The organism is Xenorhabdus griffiniae (genome assembly GCF_001028135.1).
Classification (GTDB): Bacteria; Pseudomonadota; Gammaproteobacteria; order Enterobacterales; family Enterobacteriaceae; genus Xenorhabdus; species Xenorhabdus bakwenae.
This window is the reverse complement of record NZ_LDNM01000038.1, coordinates 90,534-111,454: the sequence shown is the minus strand read 5'-3', so window position 1 is coordinate 111,454 and position 20,921 is coordinate 90,534. Positions and strand designations below refer to the sequence as shown.

Sequence of the window (20,921 nt, the reverse complement as noted above, 5' to 3'; positions counted from 1 at the left end):
AAAAGTCAGCGCGACTGGCTTCAACAAGCCAACGTTATAGGATGTTAAAGTCGAGCATCGCGTTAAATAGGGCATACTATACCAATCCAACTTCAGGATGCGTGTTCTATTTCCCCGCGCTGCGGGGAAATAGAAGGCCTCGCGTCGTCTTGCGAATTGGTAGTGTGGCTACATCCCGTGGGTTGAATACGTGACCATTTATTGACTCCAATCCAAAGAGAAACGGTAACTTCCCGAACCGATTTCCAGACGATTTCTACGCCCTGAAATGTCGGGGCGGATCATGTCTTCGGGTATATTATTACCGTCAAGCTTCCAGTCTCCCTGTGTTTCCGGCAGCTCTGCCTCTGCGATACAATTTGGCGGAATTTTCACATCCCACAAAAGACAATCTTTATCAAATCGCCAATGGCTCACTATCTCACCAACATGAGCGCGGTACGACGCTTTGCAAAAACCGATCTTACGGTTTGTGAGTGGCCGCAAACGAAGTTTCCTGCCAGCGGAACCCGGTACAATTTCGATACCCGCCACGCGGGAAAACATGAATTCCCCGACTGCACCGAGCGCATAGTGATTTAGCGAATTCATGTTAGCACTTTGGAAGCCGTTTTCTGGTGTCCAGCCGTCCCAACGCTCCCAGATGGTTGTCGCACCATTGCGGATAGTGAAACCCCACGAAGGGAAAGTCTCTTTCATAAGCAAATCATATGCAGTGTCGGCGTGACCGTACTCGGCAAGAACGGGACAGATAAGACGGATCCCATGAATACCGGTCTGAACATGACCTCCTGTTTCCTCAATGGTGCGCAACAGATGCGAAATCGCTCTCACGCGGGTGGGTTCATCCAGCAATGTGTAACTGATCGCCATCAGATACGCAGTCTGTGTATCGCTTTCCAGCACGCCATCATCAGACACAAAAGCTTTTTGAAATGCGTGGCAAATTTCACGATGCATCGCCGTAAAACGCGCCTCATCCTGCCGTCTGTTCAACAGCCTGGCTGTACATGTCATGATATCGGCCATATGTGCCCAGTAGGCGGTGCTGAATAGAGGTTTCGATGTCGTTTTGCCAAGGCAAAGCCAATCTCCCCAATTGCTGAACAGAGCCTTGCAACGGATATAGCTGGGATTGTTTCGCTCAATGAAATCCATCCAGCGAACCATACCACCATAATTGCGCACTAAAATATCCACGTCACCAAACTGCTCATAAATCCGCCAGGGCAGAATGACGCCCGCGTCTCCCCACCCTGGTGCACCGCGCGGCGGCAGGGGGGCAAAACGGGTGTAAACAATCGAAGGCGCAACGTCTGGAAAGACACCATCATTCGTCTGTGCATCCGTAATGTCCAATAGCCACTTATCGAAAAACGAGGATGTGTCCAAATTATAGGCAGCCGTATTGAAGAAAACCTGAGCGTCACCCAGCCAGCCCATCCGTTCGTCACGCTGGGGACAATCAGTGGGAACGGATAAAAAATTATTGCGCTGTGTCCAAACGATATTGGATTGAAGTTGATTGAGCATCGGGCTACCGCTGGTGAACGATCCTGCAATCGGCAGATCGGAATGAACAGCAATGCCGGTTAAATTTATCTTTGCCACGTCAAAATTCTCAGGTGCCGACAGCGCGATATATCGATAGCCATGAACGGTAAATCTGGGTTCAAAAACCTGTTGCCCGCCCTTTGAGATATAAATGTCCGTAGCTTGCGCAGAACGGAGATTGGCTGTGTACAACGTGCCGTCAGGTTGCAGTGCTTCACCGTGGCGCAATACGAAAACGGCATCGTGCGGCGCGTCCAGTTCCATTCTGGTAATTCCGGCAATATTCTGCCCTATATCGAATATAAATTCGCCATTCTTTGTCTTATGCAAAAGCCTTGCTGCAAATTGAGATGTCTTCCGAATTGGACAGCTACGCGCTGCATTAAGCACCGGCGGCTGCGGTAAAACGTCCAGGGTTTGCGAATTCCACCAGTCTTGATCGTCAAAATCAGGGCAATCCCAACCTTGCTGTTCCAACCGTGCGTCATATTTTTCTCCAATCAATAGGTCAGAATAAATTATTGCTTCGTTGGCGCATTTCCATTGCGGATCCGTGACGATAAAATTGACGTTATTGTCTTTATCCTCGATATGTAATTGACAGAGAAAAGCCGGACGAGAACCGTAATGACTGCCGGCACGTTTGTGATTAAGGGCAACACGCCCACAATACCATCCCTCTCCCACAATCGCGCCAAGCACGTTGCGTCCTTCACACAGCAGGCTGGTGACGTCATAACTTTGATATTCGATACGTTTATGAAAGTCGGTCCAGCCAGGGGCCAACACTTGATCTCCCACACGCTGACCATTGATGCGAAATTCGTAAAGACCCAGTGCAGTAACATAGGCTGTTGCCCGTTTTATGGGGGTGGACAGCACGAATTCCCGCCGATGGTAATCTGCGGGTAGGGCGGAATATGGGTTATCATACGGTGTGTCTTGAGGTGGGGTACGCCCGTCAGGGGGAAAGAATGAGCGCGTGATCCAACCGGCTTTCCAATCGGAGGGATCCATAAGACCGGTAAACAACATCGCCGGATCAGCAAATTTGGACACGGCACCGGTTTCATCCCAGACCTGTACTGACCAATACAAGACTTGATCGGATTTCAGTACCTTGCCTGCATAGGGAACCAGCACGGAATCAGTTGCTGCGATCCGTCCACTATCCCAAAGTTTTCCCACTCCATTCGCCACCGCTTTTTTGTCGGTGCCAACGATAATACGGTAAGCAGTCTGTCTTCTGTTTCGCCCTGTACCTGCTAGCCCCCATGTGAAGCGTGGCTGATAGGTATTGAGTCCCTGAGGTAAGAACAGGTGTTCGCATCTAAGATCGACTGGATAAAAAACAAGTTGACTGAACAATGGGGCGTCTCCTTTAAACGCTTTCGTTTATTGCACGGCAGGGAACATGGCATCCATTTATTGCCGGCCATCCGCTTACGTTTGGCCGGATCATCCCTGGGTGAAACCACTTCGCACCCATACTTGATTTTATCTTGTATGTTCATCGGCCAAAGTCGCCCTGAGCATTCACATTCATTAAAAATGGGTACAAAAATTTATAACAAATTGATTTTAAATAGTAATATTGTTTACTAGGATAAAAATCACTAATTGCAAATACATTTTTAAATTTATGGGTATAACTTATAACCATTATTTTGAATAATTATTAAACAGAAAGACATCATTTCCGCTGTCCTCAATTCCATTCCTCTTTTTATTTATTTTTTATGCATAAATAATGCATAAATTGAAAATAAAAGCATTTTTATAAATTGTGAAAAACATCATAAAGTAAATTAATTGTAATTTTATTGTATTGACTTTGTTAAATCTCAAAGGGATTATGAGGGTAATTCACGATCAAAACAGATAAAAAGGAATCCTGTAATAATGTCATTGGGAGCTTCTCGAAACAGTGAATTTTTAACTTGAATAAGATCAATTATTAAAAGTTAAATTTAATGATATATAAAATTGCTCTTATTTTTATACCTTAATCATTTGAGGAAAAACAAATGCCGAACATGATTCAAAGAAATTGGTTTGACCAGTATATGGTTCCCTGTTTTTCGCCGGCAGATTTTATCCCGGTTGTCGCCAAAGGCTCGCGTGTCTGGGATCAGAGTGGTAAAGAATATATTGATTTTGCCGGTGGAATTGCGGTGAATTCACTTGGACATGCCAATGATGAATTAAAGAATGCATTAAATGTTCAAATGGAGAATATGTGGCATATCGGAAATGGCTATACCAATGAACCTGTTTTAAAACTGGCGAAAGCTCTGGTTGAAAATACATTTGCCGATAAAGTTTTTTTCTGTAATTCCGGGGCGGAAGCGAATGAAGCCGCATTAAAAATTGCCAGAAAATATGCGCTGGATAAATATGGAAATCATAAGAACGAAATTATTTCATTTGAGAATTCCTTCCACGGCAGAACATTATTTACTGTGACTGTCGGAGGGCAACCTAAATATTCTCAAGATTTTGCGCCATTGCCGCAGCAAATTACTCACCTGCCCTTTAACGATATTGATGCTATCAAGGCTCATATATCGGAAAAAACCTGCGCTGTGATTGTTGAACCGATCATTGGGGAAGGCGGGGTGATCCCTGCCGAGCCGGCATTTTTAAAAGTATTGCGGGAGTTATGTGATCAATATCAAGCGTTGCTGATTTTTGACGAAATCCAAACGGGTATAGGCCGCACCGGGTATTTGTATGCCTACGAGGGGGTTGGGGTAGAGCCGGATATCTTGACCAGTGCCAAAGGGCTGGGCGGAGGATTCCCGATAGGTGCCATGCTGGTCAGGCAACATATTGCAGAGGCTTTCCAATCAGGATCACACGGCACAACATTTGGCGGAAATCCGCTGGCGGCAGCTGTTGCTAACAAAGTTGTCGAGTTGGTGAACCAACCGGTGTTTCTTGCCGGGGTGCAAGAGCGTCACCATGAATTTATGAGGCGGATGTCCGAGATTAATCAACGTTATCAGGTATTCAGTGAGTTGCGTGGCAAGGGGTTATTGCTAGGGGCTGAGTTGGTTGAAAAATATCAGGGCAAGGCGAAAACCCTGATTAATATCGCTGCGGAAGAGGGATTGATTGCTTTGATAGCCGGCCCTAATGTGTTGCGTTTTGCGCCTGCGTTAAATATCGAACAGCAGGATATCAATGACGGTTTCATCCGCCTTGAAAACGCCCTCAAGCGATTTGTTCAGGAATAAAGCCGATTTGAGGTGATATCATGATGCTATTTAGATCCGTTCAATATGAAGATTTGGGGGATATCCTCAATCTTTCGTCCCGTGCAGGAATTGGCCTGACGACCTTACCCAATAATCAGGAACATCTGACGTCACGGATTTCACGCAGTATTGATTCTTTCAACGATGCAAAGGGACGAGCACAACAAGGATTTTTATTTACCCTGGAAGATACGGAAAAGCATCGTGTTGTTGGTGTGAGTGCACTGGAAGTTGCTGTTGGGCTGGAGGAACCTTTTTACAATTTTCGCGTACACCGATCAGTGCGGGCTTCCCGAGAATTGGGTGTTTATAACACATTTGAAACGCTGATTGTCGGGCAGGATTATACCGGATGCACTGAATTGTGTACGTTGTTCCTTGATCCCGATTACCACGGGGGAGGCAATGGTGTTTTTCTTTCCAGAAGCCGCTTTTTGTTTATTGCCGCCTTTAGGCATTTGTTCTCGAAACATATTTTTGCCGAAATGCGTGGTATTGCGGATCAACAGGGCGAATCGCCATTTTGGAATGCGCTGGGGAAACATTTCTTCAATGTCTCCTTTGCGGAAGCTGATTACCTGACCGGCATTGGTTCCAAAACGTTTATTGCAGAGTTGATGCCATTTCACCCCATTTATGTCCCCTTGTTGCCCGAAGAAGCGCGCCAGACTATTGGTCAGGTACATGAAAATACGCTGCCTGCCCGCGCTATTCTGGAAAAAGAGGGTTTTGCTTATCACGATGCGGTCGATATTTTTGATGCGGGCGCCATCCTGGATGCTGAGATTGATAATGTACGCACTGTCAAAGCCAGCCGGCTTGTGCATGTTAAAAGATGCGATCAGGTTTCCCGATCACCGGACGGTGTACAATGCATTGTCTCGAACCTGAATTTTCAGGCGTTTAAAGCACTCCTTTTATCTGTTTCTGAATCTCTGGATAGCGATGAATTGTGGCTTACCTCCGCCGAAATGGAGGTGCTGCATGTGGATGATGGCGATCCGGTACGCTTCGCTTCTCTTTTCTCTTAGCTGTTTTCACAATTAGCTGTTTTCACAATTAACTGTTTTCACAATGAACAGCTTTGTCATTAAGCGCTGTTGCAATTGAGGAATGTCACAATGAATCATCAAGCAAATTACATTGGCGGTGAGTGGATAGCAGGGCAAGGTCTGCCTGTCGTTAAATATTCTCCTGTCGATCAACAGATTTTATGGCAGGCGAATGGCGCTTCTGTCCATCAGGTTGATGAAGCCTGCCAGACTGCCCGCAAAGCATTTCCTGCATGGTCTGGATTGGCGGTTGAAAAACGGATTGCGATTATTCAGATATTTGCTGATTTGCTGACCCAAGAAAAAGACACGATTGCCCAAGTGATCAGTGAGGAAACCAGTAAGCCTTTGTGGGAAACACGGATCGAAGTCCAATCTATGATAGGCAAAATAGCCATTTCAATTGAAGCATGGGAACAGCGAACGGGGTATTCCGAAACACCGATGCCAGACGGAAAAGCGATATTACAGCATCGTCCCCACGGCGTGATGGCTATCTTCGGTCCCTATAATTTTCCGGGGCATTTACCGAATGGACATATTGTCCCTGCGCTCATTGCCGGTAATACATTGGTGTTCAAACCCAGTGAATTCACGCCGATGACGGCGGAGAAAACCGTGGAATTGTGGATTCAGGCGGGATTGCCTGTTGGGGTGCTGAATTTGGTGCAGGGGGGCAAAGAGACCGGCGGGGCTTTGCTGGATAATCGTGAAATTGATGGAGTGTTGTTTACCGGTAGTGCGACAACGGGATTTCATTTCCATCGTCTATTGGCCGGTCAGCCAGAAAAAATGCTGGCTCTGGAGATGGGAGGCAACAATGCCCTGATTGTGGACGATTATGATGATATTGACGCTGCGGTTTACACGCTTATCCAATCGGCATTTATTTCCGCAGGGCAGCGCTGTACTTGTGCCCGGAGGTTGCTGGTGAAGCAAGGGGAGAGGGGCGATGCGTTGATCCAACGGTTAGTTGGTGTGGCAGGCCAGATTGTGCCCGGCCATTGGAATGCTGATCCTCAGCCTTTTATCGGTGGGGTCATCTCTTTGGCGGCGGCGGAAAGTTTGCTGCAAGCTCAAACCAAGTTGCTGGATTTAGGGGGAAGCGCTTTGCTCACCTTAACGCAGCCTGATCCGCATGCGACCTTTATGACACCCGGCATCATTGATCTCACCACTATCTCCAGCAACAAAGATATTCCTGATGAAGAATATTTTGGCCCGCTGTTGACCGTGAAACGCTATACCACTTTTGATGAAGCCATTTCAATGGCAAATGATACCCGATTTGGGCTGGCAACCGGGCTAATCTCTCCTGACGCCAGCCTGTTTGAGAGGCTACAGCAAGAAGCGAGAGCGGGGATCGTGAACTGGAATAAGCCGCTGACAGGCGCATCCAGCAAGGCACCGTTTGGGGGGATTGGGGCATCCGGTAATCACCGTCCCAGCGCTTATTATGCTGCGGATTATTGTGCCTGGCCGATGGCTTCCTTGACGGCTGAAAGTTTGGTTTTGCCTGAAACACCAGCACCAGGGCTTAATTTTTTCATCAATCAATCGGATGTCAGAGGTGGTTATGTCAGGAGTTGAAGCAAATTTTGATGGTTTGGTGGGAATGACACACCATTACGCCGGACTGTCAACGGGTAATGAAGCCTCCATCAATCATCAGGGAAAAGAATCCAATCCTCGCAAAGCCGCACTTCAGGGATTGATGAAAATGAAGGCGTTGTCTGATATGGGGTTAGTTCAGGGGGTTTTACCCCCGCAACCGCGTCCTGACCTGCCTGCATTGCGACAGCTAGGGTTTACCGGCAGTGATGAACAGGTATTAAATAAAGCCGCACAATATTCTCCGTTATTACTGTCTAACCTCAGTTCCGCCTCTTCCATGTGGACGGCAAATGCGGCAACGGTTTCCCCTTCATCAGACAGTGCGGATCAATGTGTCCATTTCACGGTAGCAAATTTAAATAACAAGTTGCATCGTTCGCTGGAAAGCACCGTGACTTCACGTGCTCTGAAAGCCACTTTTTCTGATCAAAGCTATTTTGCTCACCATGATCCTCTGCCACAACATGCGGATTGGGGGGATGAAGGCGCGGCAAACCATAATCGTTTTTGTGGCGAATATGATCAAGCCGGCGTGCAGTTATTTGTCTATGGACGCAAGGCATTGCAGGAAGGAATTGCACCTAAGCGCTATCCCGCCCGACAGACACTGGAAGCCAGTCAGGCGATTGCTCGCCTGCATCAGCTTGCAGAACCCGGAACCGTATTTGCCCAGCAAAATCCCGCAGCCATTGATAGTGGTGTGTTTCATAACGATGTTATCGCAGTGAGCAACCGTAATGTTTTTTTTCATCACCAGCAGGCTTTTTTAAATCAGCAATCAGTATTGGCTGAATTGAGGGAAAAAATGGTTCGGCGTGGGCACAACTTGGTGGCGATTGAAGTGCCTACGGAGCAAGTCAACCTTCAGGATGCGGTCGAATCTTACTTGTTTAACAGCCAGTTGTTGAGCCAGCCGGATGGCAACATGATGCTGATTTTACCGCAAGAGTGCCAACAAAATCACAATGTTTCAGCTTATTTGCAAGCGTTGGTAGCGAAAGGACATTCTCCCATTAAGAAGCTCCATTTTTTTGACTTGCGGGAAAGTATGCGCAATGGCGGTGGGCCGGCTTGTTTGCGACTCAGAGTGGTGTTGAACGAACAAGAATTGGCGGCGGTAAATCCAGCGACCCTGATGACACCAGAGCTGTATCAACGGCTGACCACATGGGTTGAACGCCATTATCGGGATTCCCTGTATGTCGCCGATCTCGCTGATCCGCAGCTATTGAGGGAGGTCTATTCTGCCCTTGATGAACTGACGCAGATCCTCAAATTGGGTTCGATTTATGCGTTTCAGAATTGATCGGGAGATGAAATGGATTTACTGACTTTATTGTTTGAAAACAAAATCGAAAATCACGTGTGTTTTCCGCCAACGATTCAGTCATCATGGTTGGCGGAAGGGGTATTACAGCTATTACCGCAGAGATCGCCACAAGTACAACTCTCATCCTCGCAAGAAAACTTTGCCGATACGTTGATTATTTCCGCCGGAATTCATGGTAATGAAACGGCACCGGTGGAAATACTTATCCAGTTATTGTCACAACTGGCGCAGGGAAAATTGCCATTGCAACATAATCTTCTGCTGATATTTGGCAATTTATCCGCCATGCATGCCGGGCAACGGTATATTGATCATGATCTCAACCGTATGTTTGGTGGTCGTTATCAAAATTTTCCTTTGGGGAATGAATCGAAGCGTGCGAGGGTGCTGGAATCTGTTATCCGGCAATTTTTCAGTGAACCGGCGGTGATGGCGTCAACGAAATATCGGCACTTCGATCTTCACACCGCAATCCGAGGTTCTTGCCATGAACAGTTCGCCCTGTTGCCCTATCAGGCGCGTGAATATGCGGCGGATTTTTTACAATGGCTGGAACAGAGCGATCTTGATGCGTTGGTATTTCATAACTCAGTCGGGGGAACGTTCAGTCACTTTACCAGCGAGCATTTCAACGTAGATAGCTGCACATTGGAAATCGGTAAGGCGCTGCCTTTTGGACAAAATGATCTGGCAAGGTTCAGCAATATAACCACTGCCTTGCAGGATTTGCTCACCGGTTTGCCTTCCGGCAGACGGGCTAAACCGGCGCTTGAACGCTATCGTGTGGTTGATGCCATTATCAAACAGCATGCTAGCTTTCAGCTCAATATCCCAGAGGAGACGAAAAACTTTACTGAATTACCGTCAGGTTTTGAAATCGCCCGTCAGCAACATCAATCGTGGAAGATTGAATCTCCGGCAAACTTTATTTTGTTTCCTAATGCCCATGTTGCTGTTGGGCTACGGGCAGGGCTGTTGTTAGAGAAATTAACCTCATCAACTCATAAAACAGCAAGCCGTGGAGGTGATTGATGACGGGAAATAACTCACTTTAAGAGAACTTAGCCAGATCCCGAATACCATGAAAAATACCTTTCTGGCATCGGTTTCATCATAACAAAGATGAGGAATTTTATTATAAAAAATAGCCCTATGCTAACAGCGTAGGGCTATCTCATGTTTATGCAGCGAGAAAATTACGCGTTTTCTTGCTGAGTTGCCTGAATTGCAGTCAGTGCAACGGTATAAACGATATCATCAACCAGTGCGCCACGGGACAGGTCGTTAACGGGTTTGCGCATGCCTTGCAGCATTGGCCCGATAGAGACCAGATCGGCTGAACGCTGTACCGCTTTGTAAGTGGTATTACCGGTGTTCAGGTCTGGGAAGATGAACACGGTTGCCTGTCCTGCAACCGGTGAGTTCGGTGCCTTGGATTTCGCTACATCTGCCATGATAGCCGCGTCGTACTGTAATGGGCCGTCAATGATCAGGTCTGGGCGTTTTTCCTGTGCTAAACGGGTTGCTTCACGCACTTTTTCAACGTCGCTGCCTGCACCAGAGTTACCGGTGGAGTAAGAGATCATCGCAACGCGAGGCTCAATACCGAATGCTTTCGCAGAATCCGCAGATTGGATTGCGATTTCGGACAGTTGTTCTGCGGTTGGGTCTGGATTGATCGCACAATCACCGTAAACCAGCACTTGTTCTGGCAGCAACATAAAGAAGACAGAAGAAACCAGAGAGCTATTGGGTGCCGTTTTGATTAACTGCAATGGCGGGCGAATGGTGTTTGCTGTGGTATGCACTGCACCGGAAACCAGACCGTCAACTTCGCCTTGTTCCAGCATCATGGTGCCCAGAACGACGTTGTCTTCCAGTTGTTCGCGGGCAACAACTTCGGTCATGCCTTTGTTCTTGCGCAGTTCAACCAGACGTGGCACATAGCGTTCACGTACTGATGCAGGGCTAACAAGCTCAATACCTGCGCCCAGTTCAACGCCTTGAGCCGCCGCTACACGCCGGATCTCTTCTGGATCGCCCAGCAGGATACATTCTGCAATGCCACGTTCAGCACAGATAGCCGCTGCTTTGACAGTACGTGGTTCGTCGCCTTCCGGCAGAACGATACGCTTGCCAGCCTGACGAGCCAGTTCGGTCAACTGATAGCGGAATGCCGGCGGAGACAGCAGGTTTGGACGCTCTGATGCAGCCGCCAGAGAATCGATCCACTCGTTGCTGATATGTTGTGCAACGTAGTTTTGCACTTTTTCGATGCGCTCATGGTCATCGGCGGGGACTTCCAGACTGAAACTTTGCAGGTTCAGGGAAGTCTGCCATGTATTGGTCTTCACAGTGAAAACGGGCAGGCCGGTGTTGAATGCACGTTCGCACAGTTCACGGATAGAATCATCAATTGAGTAACCACCGGTCAGCAACACGGCACCAATTTCAACGCCATTCATGGCTGCCAGACATGCCGTGATCAGTACGTCAGGGCGGTCAGCCGAAGTCACCAGCAGAGAACCCGGGCGGAAGTATTCCAGCATGTTAGGAATGCTGCGGGCACAGAAAGTCACGGACTTGATGCGACGGCTTTCGATGGCACCTTCATTGATGATGCTAGCTTTCAGGTGCTTAGCCATATCAATTGCACGGGTAGCGATCAGGTCAAAACTCCACGGGATACAACCGAGAATAGGCAGTGGACTGTTTTTGAAGATAGTTTTGGGATCGACGTTGGTAATCGTCGCTTTGGTTGATTCGTCAAAGATCTCGGATAAATCCGGGCGAGTACGACCTTGGTCATCAACCGGTGCATTCAGTTTATTGACGATAACACCGATAATATTTTGGTTCTTGCTGCCACCGTATTCAGCACGGCTCAGTTCAATTCTTTCTTTCAGTTGCTCTGGGCTGTTAGTACCCAGGGCTGTCACGAACACGATTTCTGCGTTCAGTGTTTTGGCGATTTCATAGTTCAGGGATTGGGCAAACGGGTGTTTGCGGGTCGGAACCAAACCTTCGAGCAGAACCACTTCCGCATCTTTGGCGTTTTCGTGGTAACGCGCCACGATCTCTTCCATTAATACGTCTTTTTTGTTAGTGGTCAGCAGTGACTCCACATACGCCATATCCAGAGGTTCAGCAGCATGGATGCTGGAGTGTGAACGGATAATGGAAGTGGTTTGATCCTGAGAACCAGTGTGACGTGGCTGTGCGATAGGTTTGAAAACGCTCAGACGAACGCCTTTTTGCTCCATGGAGCGTATAACACCCAGGCTGACACTGGTTAAACCAACGCTGGTGTCAGTAGGAATTAACATAATTGTACGGGACACGGAAACCTCTTTAACGGTTGCTCGTCAGTCAATAAATATGACTCAGTGTGATATCTTCGTGAACACCGCCAGCAATGCCGGCGGTTCTAAAATCATCTGATTATGCGGTCAGCTGTGCTGAATCCTGAGCAATCACCAATTCTTCATTGGTTGGGATAACCAGCGCAGGGCGGCTGTTATCTGTCGTGATAACGCCTGACTTGCCAAAGCGAGCAGCAAGGTTACGCTCGTGATCATATTCAAAGCCCAGCAGTGCCACTTTCTTCATGGTCAGTTCACGAACCAGCGCGGAGTTTTCACCGATGCCACCCGTGAAGATAATGGCGTCCAGACGACCTTCCATCAATGCGCTGTATGCACCGATGTATTTAGCCAGACGGTGGCAGTAAACATCCATAGCACGTTTCGCGTCAGCTTTGGTTTCGTAGTTGTCTTCTACATAACGGCAATCGCTGGTGACTTCGGTCAGACCTAAGAAACCAGACTCTTTGGTCAGCAGGGTGTTGATCTGAGCAATGCTCATACCCATGGCATCGTGCAGGTGGAATACGATAGCGGGATCGATATCACCACTGCGGGTTCCCATGACCAGACCTTCCAGTGGGGTCAGTCCCATAGAAGTATCAACACACTGGCCGTTGACAATGGCAGAAACAGAACCACCGTTGCCTAGGTGGCAAGTGATGACATTCAGTGCTTCAACGGGTTTGTTCAGCATCTTGGCTGCTTCACGGGAAACATAGAAATGGCTGGTACCATGTGCACCGTAACGACGGATGCCATGCTCTTTGTACAGGTTGTAAGGCAGTGCGTACAGGTAGGCTTCTTCAGGCATGGTCTGGTGGAATGCGGTATCAAATACGGCAATATTTTTCTCAAGCAGATGAGGGAACGCTTTTTTCGCTTCAGCAATACCGATCAGGTGAGCCGGGTTGTGCAGTGGTGCAAATGGAATAGCCGCTTCAATGCCTGCGATAACTTCATCGGTGATAACCACGGAAGAAGTGAACTTCTCACCACCATGAACAATACGGTGACCGATGGCTGAGATTTGTGCAGAGAGTTCTGGCTTTTCAGCCAGGAGAGTATTAACAATGAAGTTCAGTGCTTCGCTGTGTGCTGCGCCGGCACCTAAGGCAGCTTCGTTTTTCGCACCATCCATTTTCCATTTAATACGGGCTTCAGGCAGGCCAAAGCACTCGGCTAAACCAGAAAGATATTCTTCACCATTGGTAGGATCGATGATAGCGAATTTCAGGGAGGAGCTACCGCAATTAAGAACCAGTACCAGCTTACTTGACATGGAAATACCTATTATCTTGTTGTGATCTAATCTTAAATAAGAACAATGTTAAAAATAAAATAATTTGTTAACAAACCGAACCCAATTGTTGCGAAAAAGGGCAAAATTCCTGTTTTGCTACTGCAACAACATAAAAGTCTGTGTAGGATACCGTTTGCTAGCAATAAAGACAAAATATACTTAATAGGATTAATACTACAAAAAAGATTTTGTCTTTTGTAGGGATTTTTTAAAAACTATACCTTTAATTGATTGAGGTCATGATGAACACGACACCGCCTGTTAGCCAGGGTTGGTTCAAGCGTATGCAATTAGGACAGCAATATTTGAAAACCTGGCCATTGGAAAAGCAACTTGCGCCGGTTTTTCCTGAGAATCGTGTGATTAAGGCGACTCGCTTTGGTATTCGGTTTATGCCGCCATTGGCAATTTTTACTTTGACATGGCAAATCGCTCTGGGGGGGCAATTGGGACCATCGGTGGCAACGGCACTGTTTGCCTGTAGTTTGCCATTACAGGGATTATGGTGGCTGGGAAAACGTGCGGCGACACCATTACCGGAAAAATTATTGCATTGGTTTTATGAAATTCGGGAAAAATTTGCTCAGGCAGGTATTGCAATGGCACCAATAGAAAGTGTCCCGACCTACTTTTCATTGGCTGAATTGCTTAAACGGGCTTTTAAGCAATTGGACAACTCTTTTATTGATGATATTTAATCCATAGGAATTATGTGGAGTAAGTATTTTATTATCACATAATGATTAACAAATAATGATGTTTAAAGGAGTCGGATTTGGTTCTGAAATGTAGAGGTTTTTTATTCGATTTGGATGGTACTCTGATTGATTCATTGCCTGTGGTTGAGCGGGCCTGGATTCAGTTTGCCGATAAAATGGGTATCGATAGGGATGAAGTGCTGAACTATGTTCATGGCACGCCGGCGATATTATCTCTCCGGCATTTTATGCCAGATGCGAGTGAAGAGGAGATCGCCGGCACTTTCAAATGGATTGAAAAAATTGAAACAGAAGATACGGCAGGCATTACAGCTTTACCGGGTGCTATCGCCCTGATTGATAAGCTGAATGCGCTGGATATTCCGTGGGCCATTGTGACATCGGGAACGGTTCCGCTTGCTTCTGCGCGTCATAAAGTAGCGGAATTACCGGAACCTGCTCATTGGGTGACGGCAGAGTCTGTTACAAATGGAAAACCAAATCCTGAGCCTTATTTGTTGGGGGCTGAGAAACTGGGATTATTGCCGGAGGAGTGTGTGGTGTTTGAAGACGCTGCTGCGGGGATCCATGCTGGGCTGGATGCGGGCTGTCAGGTTGTTGTGGTCCACGATTCCCCGGATATTCCACGCCGCGATGAAATCCATTTGACAATTAATAATCTGGAAGATATTGAAATTGTTAAATCAGGCAGTTATGTCTCGATTTATACGCGATAAACTTCACGTTGCAATCCGCAGGACGACGCGAGGCCTTATATTTCCCCGCTGCGCGGGGAAATATAACACGCATCTTGAAGTTGGATGGGTATATACCAGTTCCTTGATCAGAACGAGGGATTTTCTCTGAGAAACATGGCTTACTGACTTTGTTAACGTTTGTACCTGTAGGCTTTTGATAGATAGCCAGTCTGCTTATGAGCAGATTGGTCGTGCGGAGAGTCATATTTGAAAGGTATTGTTGATAGAGGCCAGATTGAATAGCGAACTGTTGTGGGTATTAACCCTGCTATTGATAGCCATTGTGCTTTTCACCACTAATAAAGTCAGAATGGATGTTGTGGCTTTATTGCTGATCATCGCATTTGTCTTGAGTGGCACACTGACGTTAAGTGAAGCTACTGTCGGTTTTAGTGATCCCAATGTATTGTTGATTGCTGCCCTGTTTGTTATTGGCGAAGGGTTGGTGAGAACCGGGGTTGCTTATCAGATGGGAGACTGGCTGGTTCGTGTCGCGGGTAACAGTGAAACCAAGATGTTGGTTTGGTTAATGTTATCCGTTGCCGGACTGGGGGCATTCATGAGTTCTACGGGGGTTGTGGCAATATTTATCCCTGTTGTCCTGAGCGTGGCCGCCAGAATGAAAACCTCTCCGGGGCGATTGATGATGCCATTGGGCTTTGCCGGTTTGATCAGTGGCATGATGACCCTGGTGGCAACGCCACCCAATATGGTCGTCAATAGTGAGTTGGTGCGCGAAGGTCTGCGGGGGTTTGATTTCTTCTCCATTACACCGATCGGCATATTCGTGTTAATGGCTGGCGTGGTTTATATGTTAGTCGTGCGTCGCTGGCTAGGGGGAGCAAACCACCAGACAGCGGACGAGCGTTATCACCGGACATTTCGTGGTTTGATACGTGATTATAAATTGTCGGGTCGTGCTCGTCGTCTGACTATCCGTCAAGGTTCACCTCTGGTTGGACACACATTGGATGAATTAGGGCTGCGCGCCCGTTATGGTGCCAATGTCATTGGTATTGAACGTTGGCGTAAATTCCGTCGGGTGATGGTGGCTGCCACTGGAGATATGGAATTGCAGAGGCAGGATGTCTTGCTGGTGGATATGTCGGATAGTGATATTGATTTACGGGAATTTTGCCGTGAGCAACAGCTAGAACCGATGGTATTGCGTGGGGAATATTTTTCCGGGCACTCGCGTAATGTTGGCATGGCTGAGGTTTCAGTGCTCCCTGAGTCCGAACTTTTGGGACAATCATTGCGTGATATGAAATTTCGCACCCGTTATGGTCTCAATGTCGTGGGGATCCGTCGCGGGGGAAAAGCGTTAGAAGGGAAGTTAGTGGATGAACCTTTGTTGCTCGGTGATACCCTGCTGTTAATTGGCGATTGGAAATTGATCATCGCGTTAAAAACAAAATCCCCTGATTTTATTGTGCTAAATCTGCCTGTTGAAGTAGAAAGTGCGGCTCCTGCTGCCTCACAGGCTCCTCATGCTTTATTCTGCCTTGCCCTGATGGTTGCCCTGATGCTGACCAATGAAATTCCGAATTTTATTGCCGCGTTAATTGCCTGCCTGCTCATGGGAAAATTCCGCTGTATTGATATGGAAAGTGCTTATCGTTCCATTCACTGGCCGAGCATTATTTTGATTGTTGGCATGATGCCTTTTGCGCTGGCATTGCAGAAGACGGGAGGCATTGATCTCATTGTCCGGGGATTGATGGATATCGCAGGTAATATGGGACCACGGGTGATGTTGGTGAGCCTGTTTGTACTTTGCGCCATGATAGGGTTGTTTATTTCCAATACTGCGACAGCCGTGCTAATGGCGCCGATTGCGATTGCGGCGGCGAATGAGATGGCTGTTTCTCCCTTGCCCTTTGCGATGATTATTGGTGTGGCGGCTTCGGCAGCATTTATGACACCGGTATCATCTCCCGTTAATACATTGGTACTGGGGCCGGGGGGATATCAGTTTGCCGATTTCGTGAAACTTGGCGTACCTTTTACGTTAATTGTGATGGGGATTAGTGTTGCGGTGATCCCAATACTTTTTCCATTTTAATGTTTCTATCGGGCAGCTCCGTATGGCAGGGAGCTGCGTTATGATTAGAGTCGGATAATATTTATGAGCTGATTTCATCGAGGGAGAGGCTGAAACTCGGTACAAACACAGCAATAAAATAATCCATTTCTTCACTGCGACGTTCTGCCAGTGTCTTATCCAATCGTTTTTTGGCTTGATTGAATTCAGTATTGCCTGCTGAGAGTTCCTCCAGACATTTCAAGTAAGCACATAATGCATCAGCTTGCTTGATAATATGGATTTCTTCTTCACTATGGAGATGCTCATCCAGGATGGTGCGAAAATCATCCTGTAATTCAGTCGGTAACATATCCAATAATTTTTGTTGGGCTATTTTTTCTATTTTCTTATATTCATGGGCAATTTGGGGGTTGTAGTACTTAATGGGTGTTGGCAAATCCCCGGTGATGACTTCGCTGGCATCGTGATACATGGCCAACAGGGCGATCCGTTCAGGATTAACATTGCCGTTGAATTTACGGTTTTTGATGATTGCCAAAGCGTGTGCGACAAAAGCAACCTGCAAACTGTGTTCTGAAACATTTTCTGTGCGCACATTTCGCATAAGAGGCCAACGGCTAATTAATTTTAGGCGGGATAATTGGGCGAAAAAATGACTCATAATTTCCTCTTTGTATCCGATTAATTTGTAGCAAAATTGTAGCGGAATAATATGATTAATTGTGAGCGGAGTATCAATAACTTGAAAAACGACGGGAATGTTCACTCGCGGAAAATTCATTTATGGAAAAATAGCGGTAAGTAAGAAATAAGTATTTATCTCAGAGAAGGGGTATCCCATTAATTTGTTAATATTAATGGGATTAGCTTTAATGGTAAAGGTTATGGTTATTGGCGGTAGTTACCGATAAACCGGGCAAATTTTTCAATTGCTATTTGTAAGTCAGCGACATGTGGCAGTGTAACAATGCGGAAATGGTCAGGATCTGGCCAGTTAAATGCGGTGCCCTGAACCAGTAAAACTTTTTCCTGTAATAAGAGATCGAGGACCATTTTTTGGTCATCATAAATATTGAAACGTTTGCTGTCTATTTTCGGGAACATATAGAGAGCACCCATAGGTTTCACACAGGAAATCCCTGGGATCTGGTTAATCAGCTCCCATGCACGGTTGCGCTGTTCATAGAGCCGGCCACCTGGGAAAATAAATTCACTGATGCTTTGATAACCACCTAATGCTGTTTGGATTGCGTGCTGCATTGGCACATTGGCACAAAGGCGCATTGATGCCAGCATTTCTAATCCTTCAATATAATCCCTGGCCTGCTTTTTAGGGCCGTTCAGGATCATCCAGCCCTGACGGAAACCGGCAACGCGATAGGTTTTGGACAGACCATTAAAAGTAACGGTAAAAAGATCAGGCGCTAATGCTGCAATGGGGTGGTGCTGGGCATCATCGTAGAGGATTTTGTCGTAAATTTCGTCAGAAAAGATAATCAGATTATGCTGGCGGGCGATTTCTACTATTTCCAGCAACAACTCTTTGCTATAGACCGCGCCGGTTGGGTTATTCGGGTTAATAATAACGATACCACGAGTACGCGGGGTAATTTTACGGCGTATGTCGTCTAAGTCAGGAAACCAGCCCTGTTGCTCATCACATAGATAGTGGACGGCATTGCCGCTGGAAAGTGATACTGCCGCAGTCCAGAGAGGGTAGTCAGGCGCAGGAACCAACATTTCGTCGCCGGTATTCAGCAGGGCCTGCATGGATTGAACGATAAGTTCAGAAACACCATTACCGATAAAGATATCTTCAACGGTAACATCCAGCATATTTCTGGCTTGATAATGCTGCATGATGGCTTTACGCGCTGAATACAACCCTTTTGAATCAGAGTAACCCTGGGCTGTTGGCAGATTACGGATAACATCAACTAAAATTTCATCAGGCGCTTCAAATCCGAATGGTGCCGGATTACCAATGTTTAGTTTCAGTACCTTATTACCTTCTTCTTCGAGTCGTTTAGCTTCTTTAAGGGTATTCCCTCGAATGTCATAGCAGACATTATCTAATTTACTGGATTTATTAATGGAAAACATAGGGTGCCTCGACCTCTTTGGCGAAATGGATATTAACCCGGCATAAAAAGTGTGATGATCAATGTACTCTTCTCAGTCTGTATTTTGAAGAGGCTCTGATATCTTTGGTTAAAATGGTTGTTTTAAGAATAAATGAATCAGTTTGCTCTCTGAATTATTGTCTTTTATTGGTGTTTTATTTCAATCATATGTGTTAAATTGGAATTAAAATTTGCATAATGGCGAGTTTTTAGTTGGCAGGAGATGGCATTTTGACGGGGCTTCTGGGAACATGTGCCGTTTTTTTCAGGAACACCAAATTGTCAATAAAAGTAAGAAGATTTGTATAATGTATTCTTATAATTTATCGTTATCGACTTGAAGTTAATTTAAGTTTTTATCATCAGATACTTTGATAAATTTTTTGAGTTTTTACCCATAACATTTCTGGGCCTATTCAGTGAAAATGTTAATTTATTAAAAATGCTAATACTATCTGATAATGTTAAGTGTTCCTGATTCAGATTAAGTTATTCTTTGAAGCAAGTCAGAAAAAGGATATTTGTACTGGAAATTCGTGATTATGTGATGTAAATAGGGTTTTATCTCAGACTTATTTTGGGATTGCATAAATTTTGTTAAGAAAGGAGAAAATAAAACCCATGATGATTTAAATAGTAAAAAAATGCAGTAAACCTTTGCCCTATTTAATAGAGTAGAGTAATGTCACAATCGGTATTATTTTATTTGATACTGCTGAAGTAAAAACACCAGGTTAGTTAGTAATTAAAATCAAAAAAAAGTGATGAATAAACAATGATAAATGCAAATCGTCAGATAATAAACCTCGATCTCGATCTGCTAAGAACTTTTGTTGCTGTTGCTGACTTAAATACTTTTGCAGCAGCAGCGGCAGCTGTTTCTAGAACGCAGTCAGCTGTGAGTCAGCAAATGCAGCGGTTGGAACACCTCGTGGGGAGAGAGTTGTTTGCTCGTCACGGCCGTAATAAGCTTCTGACCGAACATGGTCTTCAACTTCTTGGTTACGCACGCCAAATTCTGCGAGCCAATGACGATGCAACCGCATCATTAACCTACAATGATGCAGACGGTGAATTGAGAATAGGTGTATCAGATGACGCTGTTGATACACTGCTTCCTTTCTTATTGAACCGTATTGCCTCTGTCTATCCACGTGTGGCTGTTGATGTGCGCATTAAGCGCGCTCAGTTTATCGAAAGCATGTTGGATAACCATGAGATTGATTTGGCAGTAACCACAGCAAAAATCAACCACCATCCTAAAACACTCTTACGTTCTTCGCCTGTCTTATGGCACTGTGCACCAGATTTCCAATTACAGACAAACGAATCTATCCCGTTGGTTGTGATGGATGAAACTAATCCTTTCCGCCAGATCGCTCAGGAAACGCTGGATATGGCCGGCATTTCATGGCGCATTGCGTATGAAGCTGCTTCCTTGTCCGCTGTGCGTGCGGCCGTGAATGCGGAAGTCGGTATTACCGCCCGCCCTCTGGAAATGCAGAATGCGGACCTGAGAATTTTAGGTGAAATTGAAGGATTACCACGTCTGCCGGAAATCCAATTCTTCTTATATCGTAATAGTAACGAACAGAACGAATCTGTTCTGACTGTTTTTGATGCGATAGAAAATAAGAAAACACCTTATACTGTAACAACTGTTGAATCCGATGAATCCGCCGAAATGGATGAATCTATCGACGTTATTGAACCCATTAAATCAACTGAATCAGTTGATGACAATTCCGTTGAAAATATAGACGAATAAGTATTATGTGTTTTATAGGCTAATATTTCCATTTTATTTATGGAAGTATTAG

15 protein-coding genes are annotated in these 20,921 nt (G+C 46.0%); 10 read left to right on the top strand and 5 right to left on the bottom strand.

The window, feature by feature from the left end:
• The coding region (locus AAY47_RS22690) for a hypothetical protein (RefSeq protein WP_235428333.1) at positions 1-194 on the top strand (194 nt) is incomplete at its 5' end.
• A gap of 4 nt (positions 195-198) precedes the next feature.
• Here AAY47_RS22690 and AAY47_RS10110 read toward each other — a convergent pair.
• Entirely contained in the window at positions 199-2,922 is a 2,724-nt protein-coding gene (locus AAY47_RS10110) for an alpha-L-rhamnosidase (protein WP_053014245.1), read from the bottom strand.
• 659 nt (positions 2,923-3,581) lie between these two features.
• Between AAY47_RS10110 and AAY47_RS10100 the strand changes: the two genes are divergently transcribed.
• The 5 genes from AAY47_RS10100 to astE all read left to right on the top strand — a co-directional run bounded on the left by AAY47_RS10100 (position 3,582) and on the right by astE (position 9,842).
• Complete coding sequence (locus AAY47_RS10100) at positions 3,582-4,793, top strand: aspartate aminotransferase family protein (RefSeq protein ID WP_047769446.1); 1,212 nt, start codon at positions 3,582-3,584, stop codon at positions 4,791-4,793.
• 23 nt (positions 4,794-4,816) lie between these two features.
• The gene (gene astA / locus AAY47_RS10095) at positions 4,817-5,845 is read left to right on the top strand and encodes an arginine N-succinyltransferase (RefSeq protein ID WP_235428335.1); all 1,029 of its coding nucleotides are present in this window, start codon (positions 4,817-4,819) and stop codon (positions 5,843-5,845) included.
• Positions 5,846-5,935: 90 nt separating this feature from the next.
• The gene (gene astD, locus AAY47_RS10090) at positions 5,936-7,456 is read left to right on the top strand and encodes a succinylglutamate-semialdehyde dehydrogenase (RefSeq protein WP_047769442.1); all 1,521 of its coding nucleotides are present in this window, start codon (positions 5,936-5,938) and stop codon (positions 7,454-7,456) included.
• The gene (gene astB, locus AAY47_RS10085; protein ID WP_047769440.1) at positions 7,443-8,786 is read left to right on the top strand and encodes an N-succinylarginine dihydrolase; all 1,344 of its coding nucleotides are present in this window, start codon (positions 7,443-7,445) and stop codon (positions 8,784-8,786) included. Before astD ends, astB begins: the two co-directional genes overlap by 14 nt.
• Positions 8,787-8,798: 12 nt before the next feature.
• Entirely contained in the window at positions 8,799-9,842 is a 1,044-nt protein-coding gene (gene astE / locus AAY47_RS10080) for a succinylglutamate desuccinylase (RefSeq protein ID WP_053014244.1), read from the top strand.
• 164 nt (positions 9,843-10,006) lie between these two features.
• Here the strand turns inward: astE and pta are convergent, their stop codons facing one another.
• Together pta and ackA are read right to left on the bottom strand one after the other, a co-directional pair.
• Entirely contained in the window at positions 10,007-12,151 is a 2,145-nt protein-coding gene (gene pta / locus AAY47_RS10075; protein WP_047769437.1) for a phosphate acetyltransferase, read from the bottom strand.
• A gap of 100 nt (positions 12,152-12,251) precedes the next feature.
• Positions 12,252-13,454, bottom strand: coding sequence for an acetate kinase (gene ackA / locus AAY47_RS10070; protein ID WP_047769435.1), 1,203 nt, complete (start codon positions 13,452-13,454; stop codon positions 12,252-12,254).
• Positions 13,455-13,717: 263 nt separating this feature from the next.
• Here ackA and yfbV point away from each other — a divergent pair, with 263 nt between their 5' ends.
• The 3 genes from yfbV to AAY47_RS10055 all read left to right on the top strand — a co-directional run bounded on the left by yfbV (position 13,718) and on the right by AAY47_RS10055 (position 16,996).
• A complete protein-coding gene (yfbV, locus tag AAY47_RS10065) occupies positions 13,718-14,173 on the top strand; it encodes a terminus macrodomain insulation protein YfbV (protein WP_047769433.1) in 456 nt (151 codons plus the stop codon).
• A 77-nt stretch (positions 14,174-14,250) separates the two neighbouring features.
• Entirely contained in the window at positions 14,251-14,910 is a 660-nt protein-coding gene (locus AAY47_RS10060) for a sugar phosphatase (RefSeq protein WP_047769431.1), read from the top strand.
• A 256-nt stretch (positions 14,911-15,166) separates the two neighbouring features.
• Complete coding sequence (locus AAY47_RS10055) at positions 15,167-16,996, top strand: SLC13 family permease (protein WP_047769430.1); 1,830 nt, start codon at positions 15,167-15,169, stop codon at positions 16,994-16,996.
• A 61-nt stretch (positions 16,997-17,057) separates the two neighbouring features.
• Here the strand turns inward: AAY47_RS10055 and yfbR are convergent, their stop codons facing one another.
• Positions 17,058-17,639, bottom strand: a complete 582-nt coding sequence (gene yfbR / locus AAY47_RS10050) for a 5'-deoxynucleotidase (protein WP_047769428.1) — start codon at positions 17,637-17,639, stop codon at positions 17,058-17,060.
• 227 nt (positions 17,640-17,866) lie between these two features.
• Positions 17,867-19,081, bottom strand: coding sequence for a pyridoxal phosphate-dependent aminotransferase (locus tag AAY47_RS10045; protein WP_047769425.1), 1,215 nt, complete (start codon positions 19,079-19,081; stop codon positions 17,867-17,869).
• A gap of 795 nt (positions 19,082-19,876) precedes the next feature.
• Between AAY47_RS10045 and hexA the strand changes: the two genes are divergently transcribed.
• On the top strand, positions 19,877-20,869 hold the full coding sequence (hexA, locus tag AAY47_RS10040) for a transcriptional regulator HexA (protein WP_047769423.1): 993 nt from the start codon (positions 19,877-19,879) through the stop codon (positions 20,867-20,869).
• Positions 20,870-20,921 lie beyond the last annotated feature (52 nt).

Coding starts and splice junctions, on each gene's coding strand:
- yfbR (WP_047769428.1), bottom strand. CDS start 17,639: ATGAGTCATTTTTTCGCCCAATTATCCCGCCTAAAATTAATTAGCCGT.
- AAY47_RS10045 (WP_047769425.1), bottom strand. CDS start 19,081: ATGTTTTCCATTAATAAATCCAGTAAATTAGATAATGTCTGCTATGAC.
- AAY47_RS10100 (WP_047769446.1), top strand. CDS start 3,582: ATGCCGAACATGATTCAAAGAAATTGGTTTGACCAGTATATGGTTCCC.
- yfbV (WP_047769433.1), top strand. CDS start 13,718: ATGAACACGACACCGCCTGTTAGCCAGGGTTGGTTCAAGCGTATGCAA.
- astB (WP_047769440.1), top strand. CDS start 7,443: ATGTCAGGAGTTGAAGCAAATTTTGATGGTTTGGTGGGAATGACACAC.
- hexA (WP_047769423.1), top strand. CDS start 19,877: ATGATAAATGCAAATCGTCAGATAATAAACCTCGATCTCGATCTGCTA.
- astA (WP_235428335.1), top strand. CDS start 4,817: ATGCTATTTAGATCCGTTCAATATGAAGATTTGGGGGATATCCTCAAT.
- astD (WP_047769442.1), top strand. CDS start 5,936: ATGAATCATCAAGCAAATTACATTGGCGGTGAGTGGATAGCAGGGCAA.
- astE (WP_053014244.1), top strand. CDS start 8,799: ATGGATTTACTGACTTTATTGTTTGAAAACAAAATCGAAAATCACGTG.
- ackA (WP_047769435.1), bottom strand. CDS start 13,454: ATGTCAAGTAAGCTGGTACTGGTTCTTAATTGCGGTAGCTCCTCCCTG.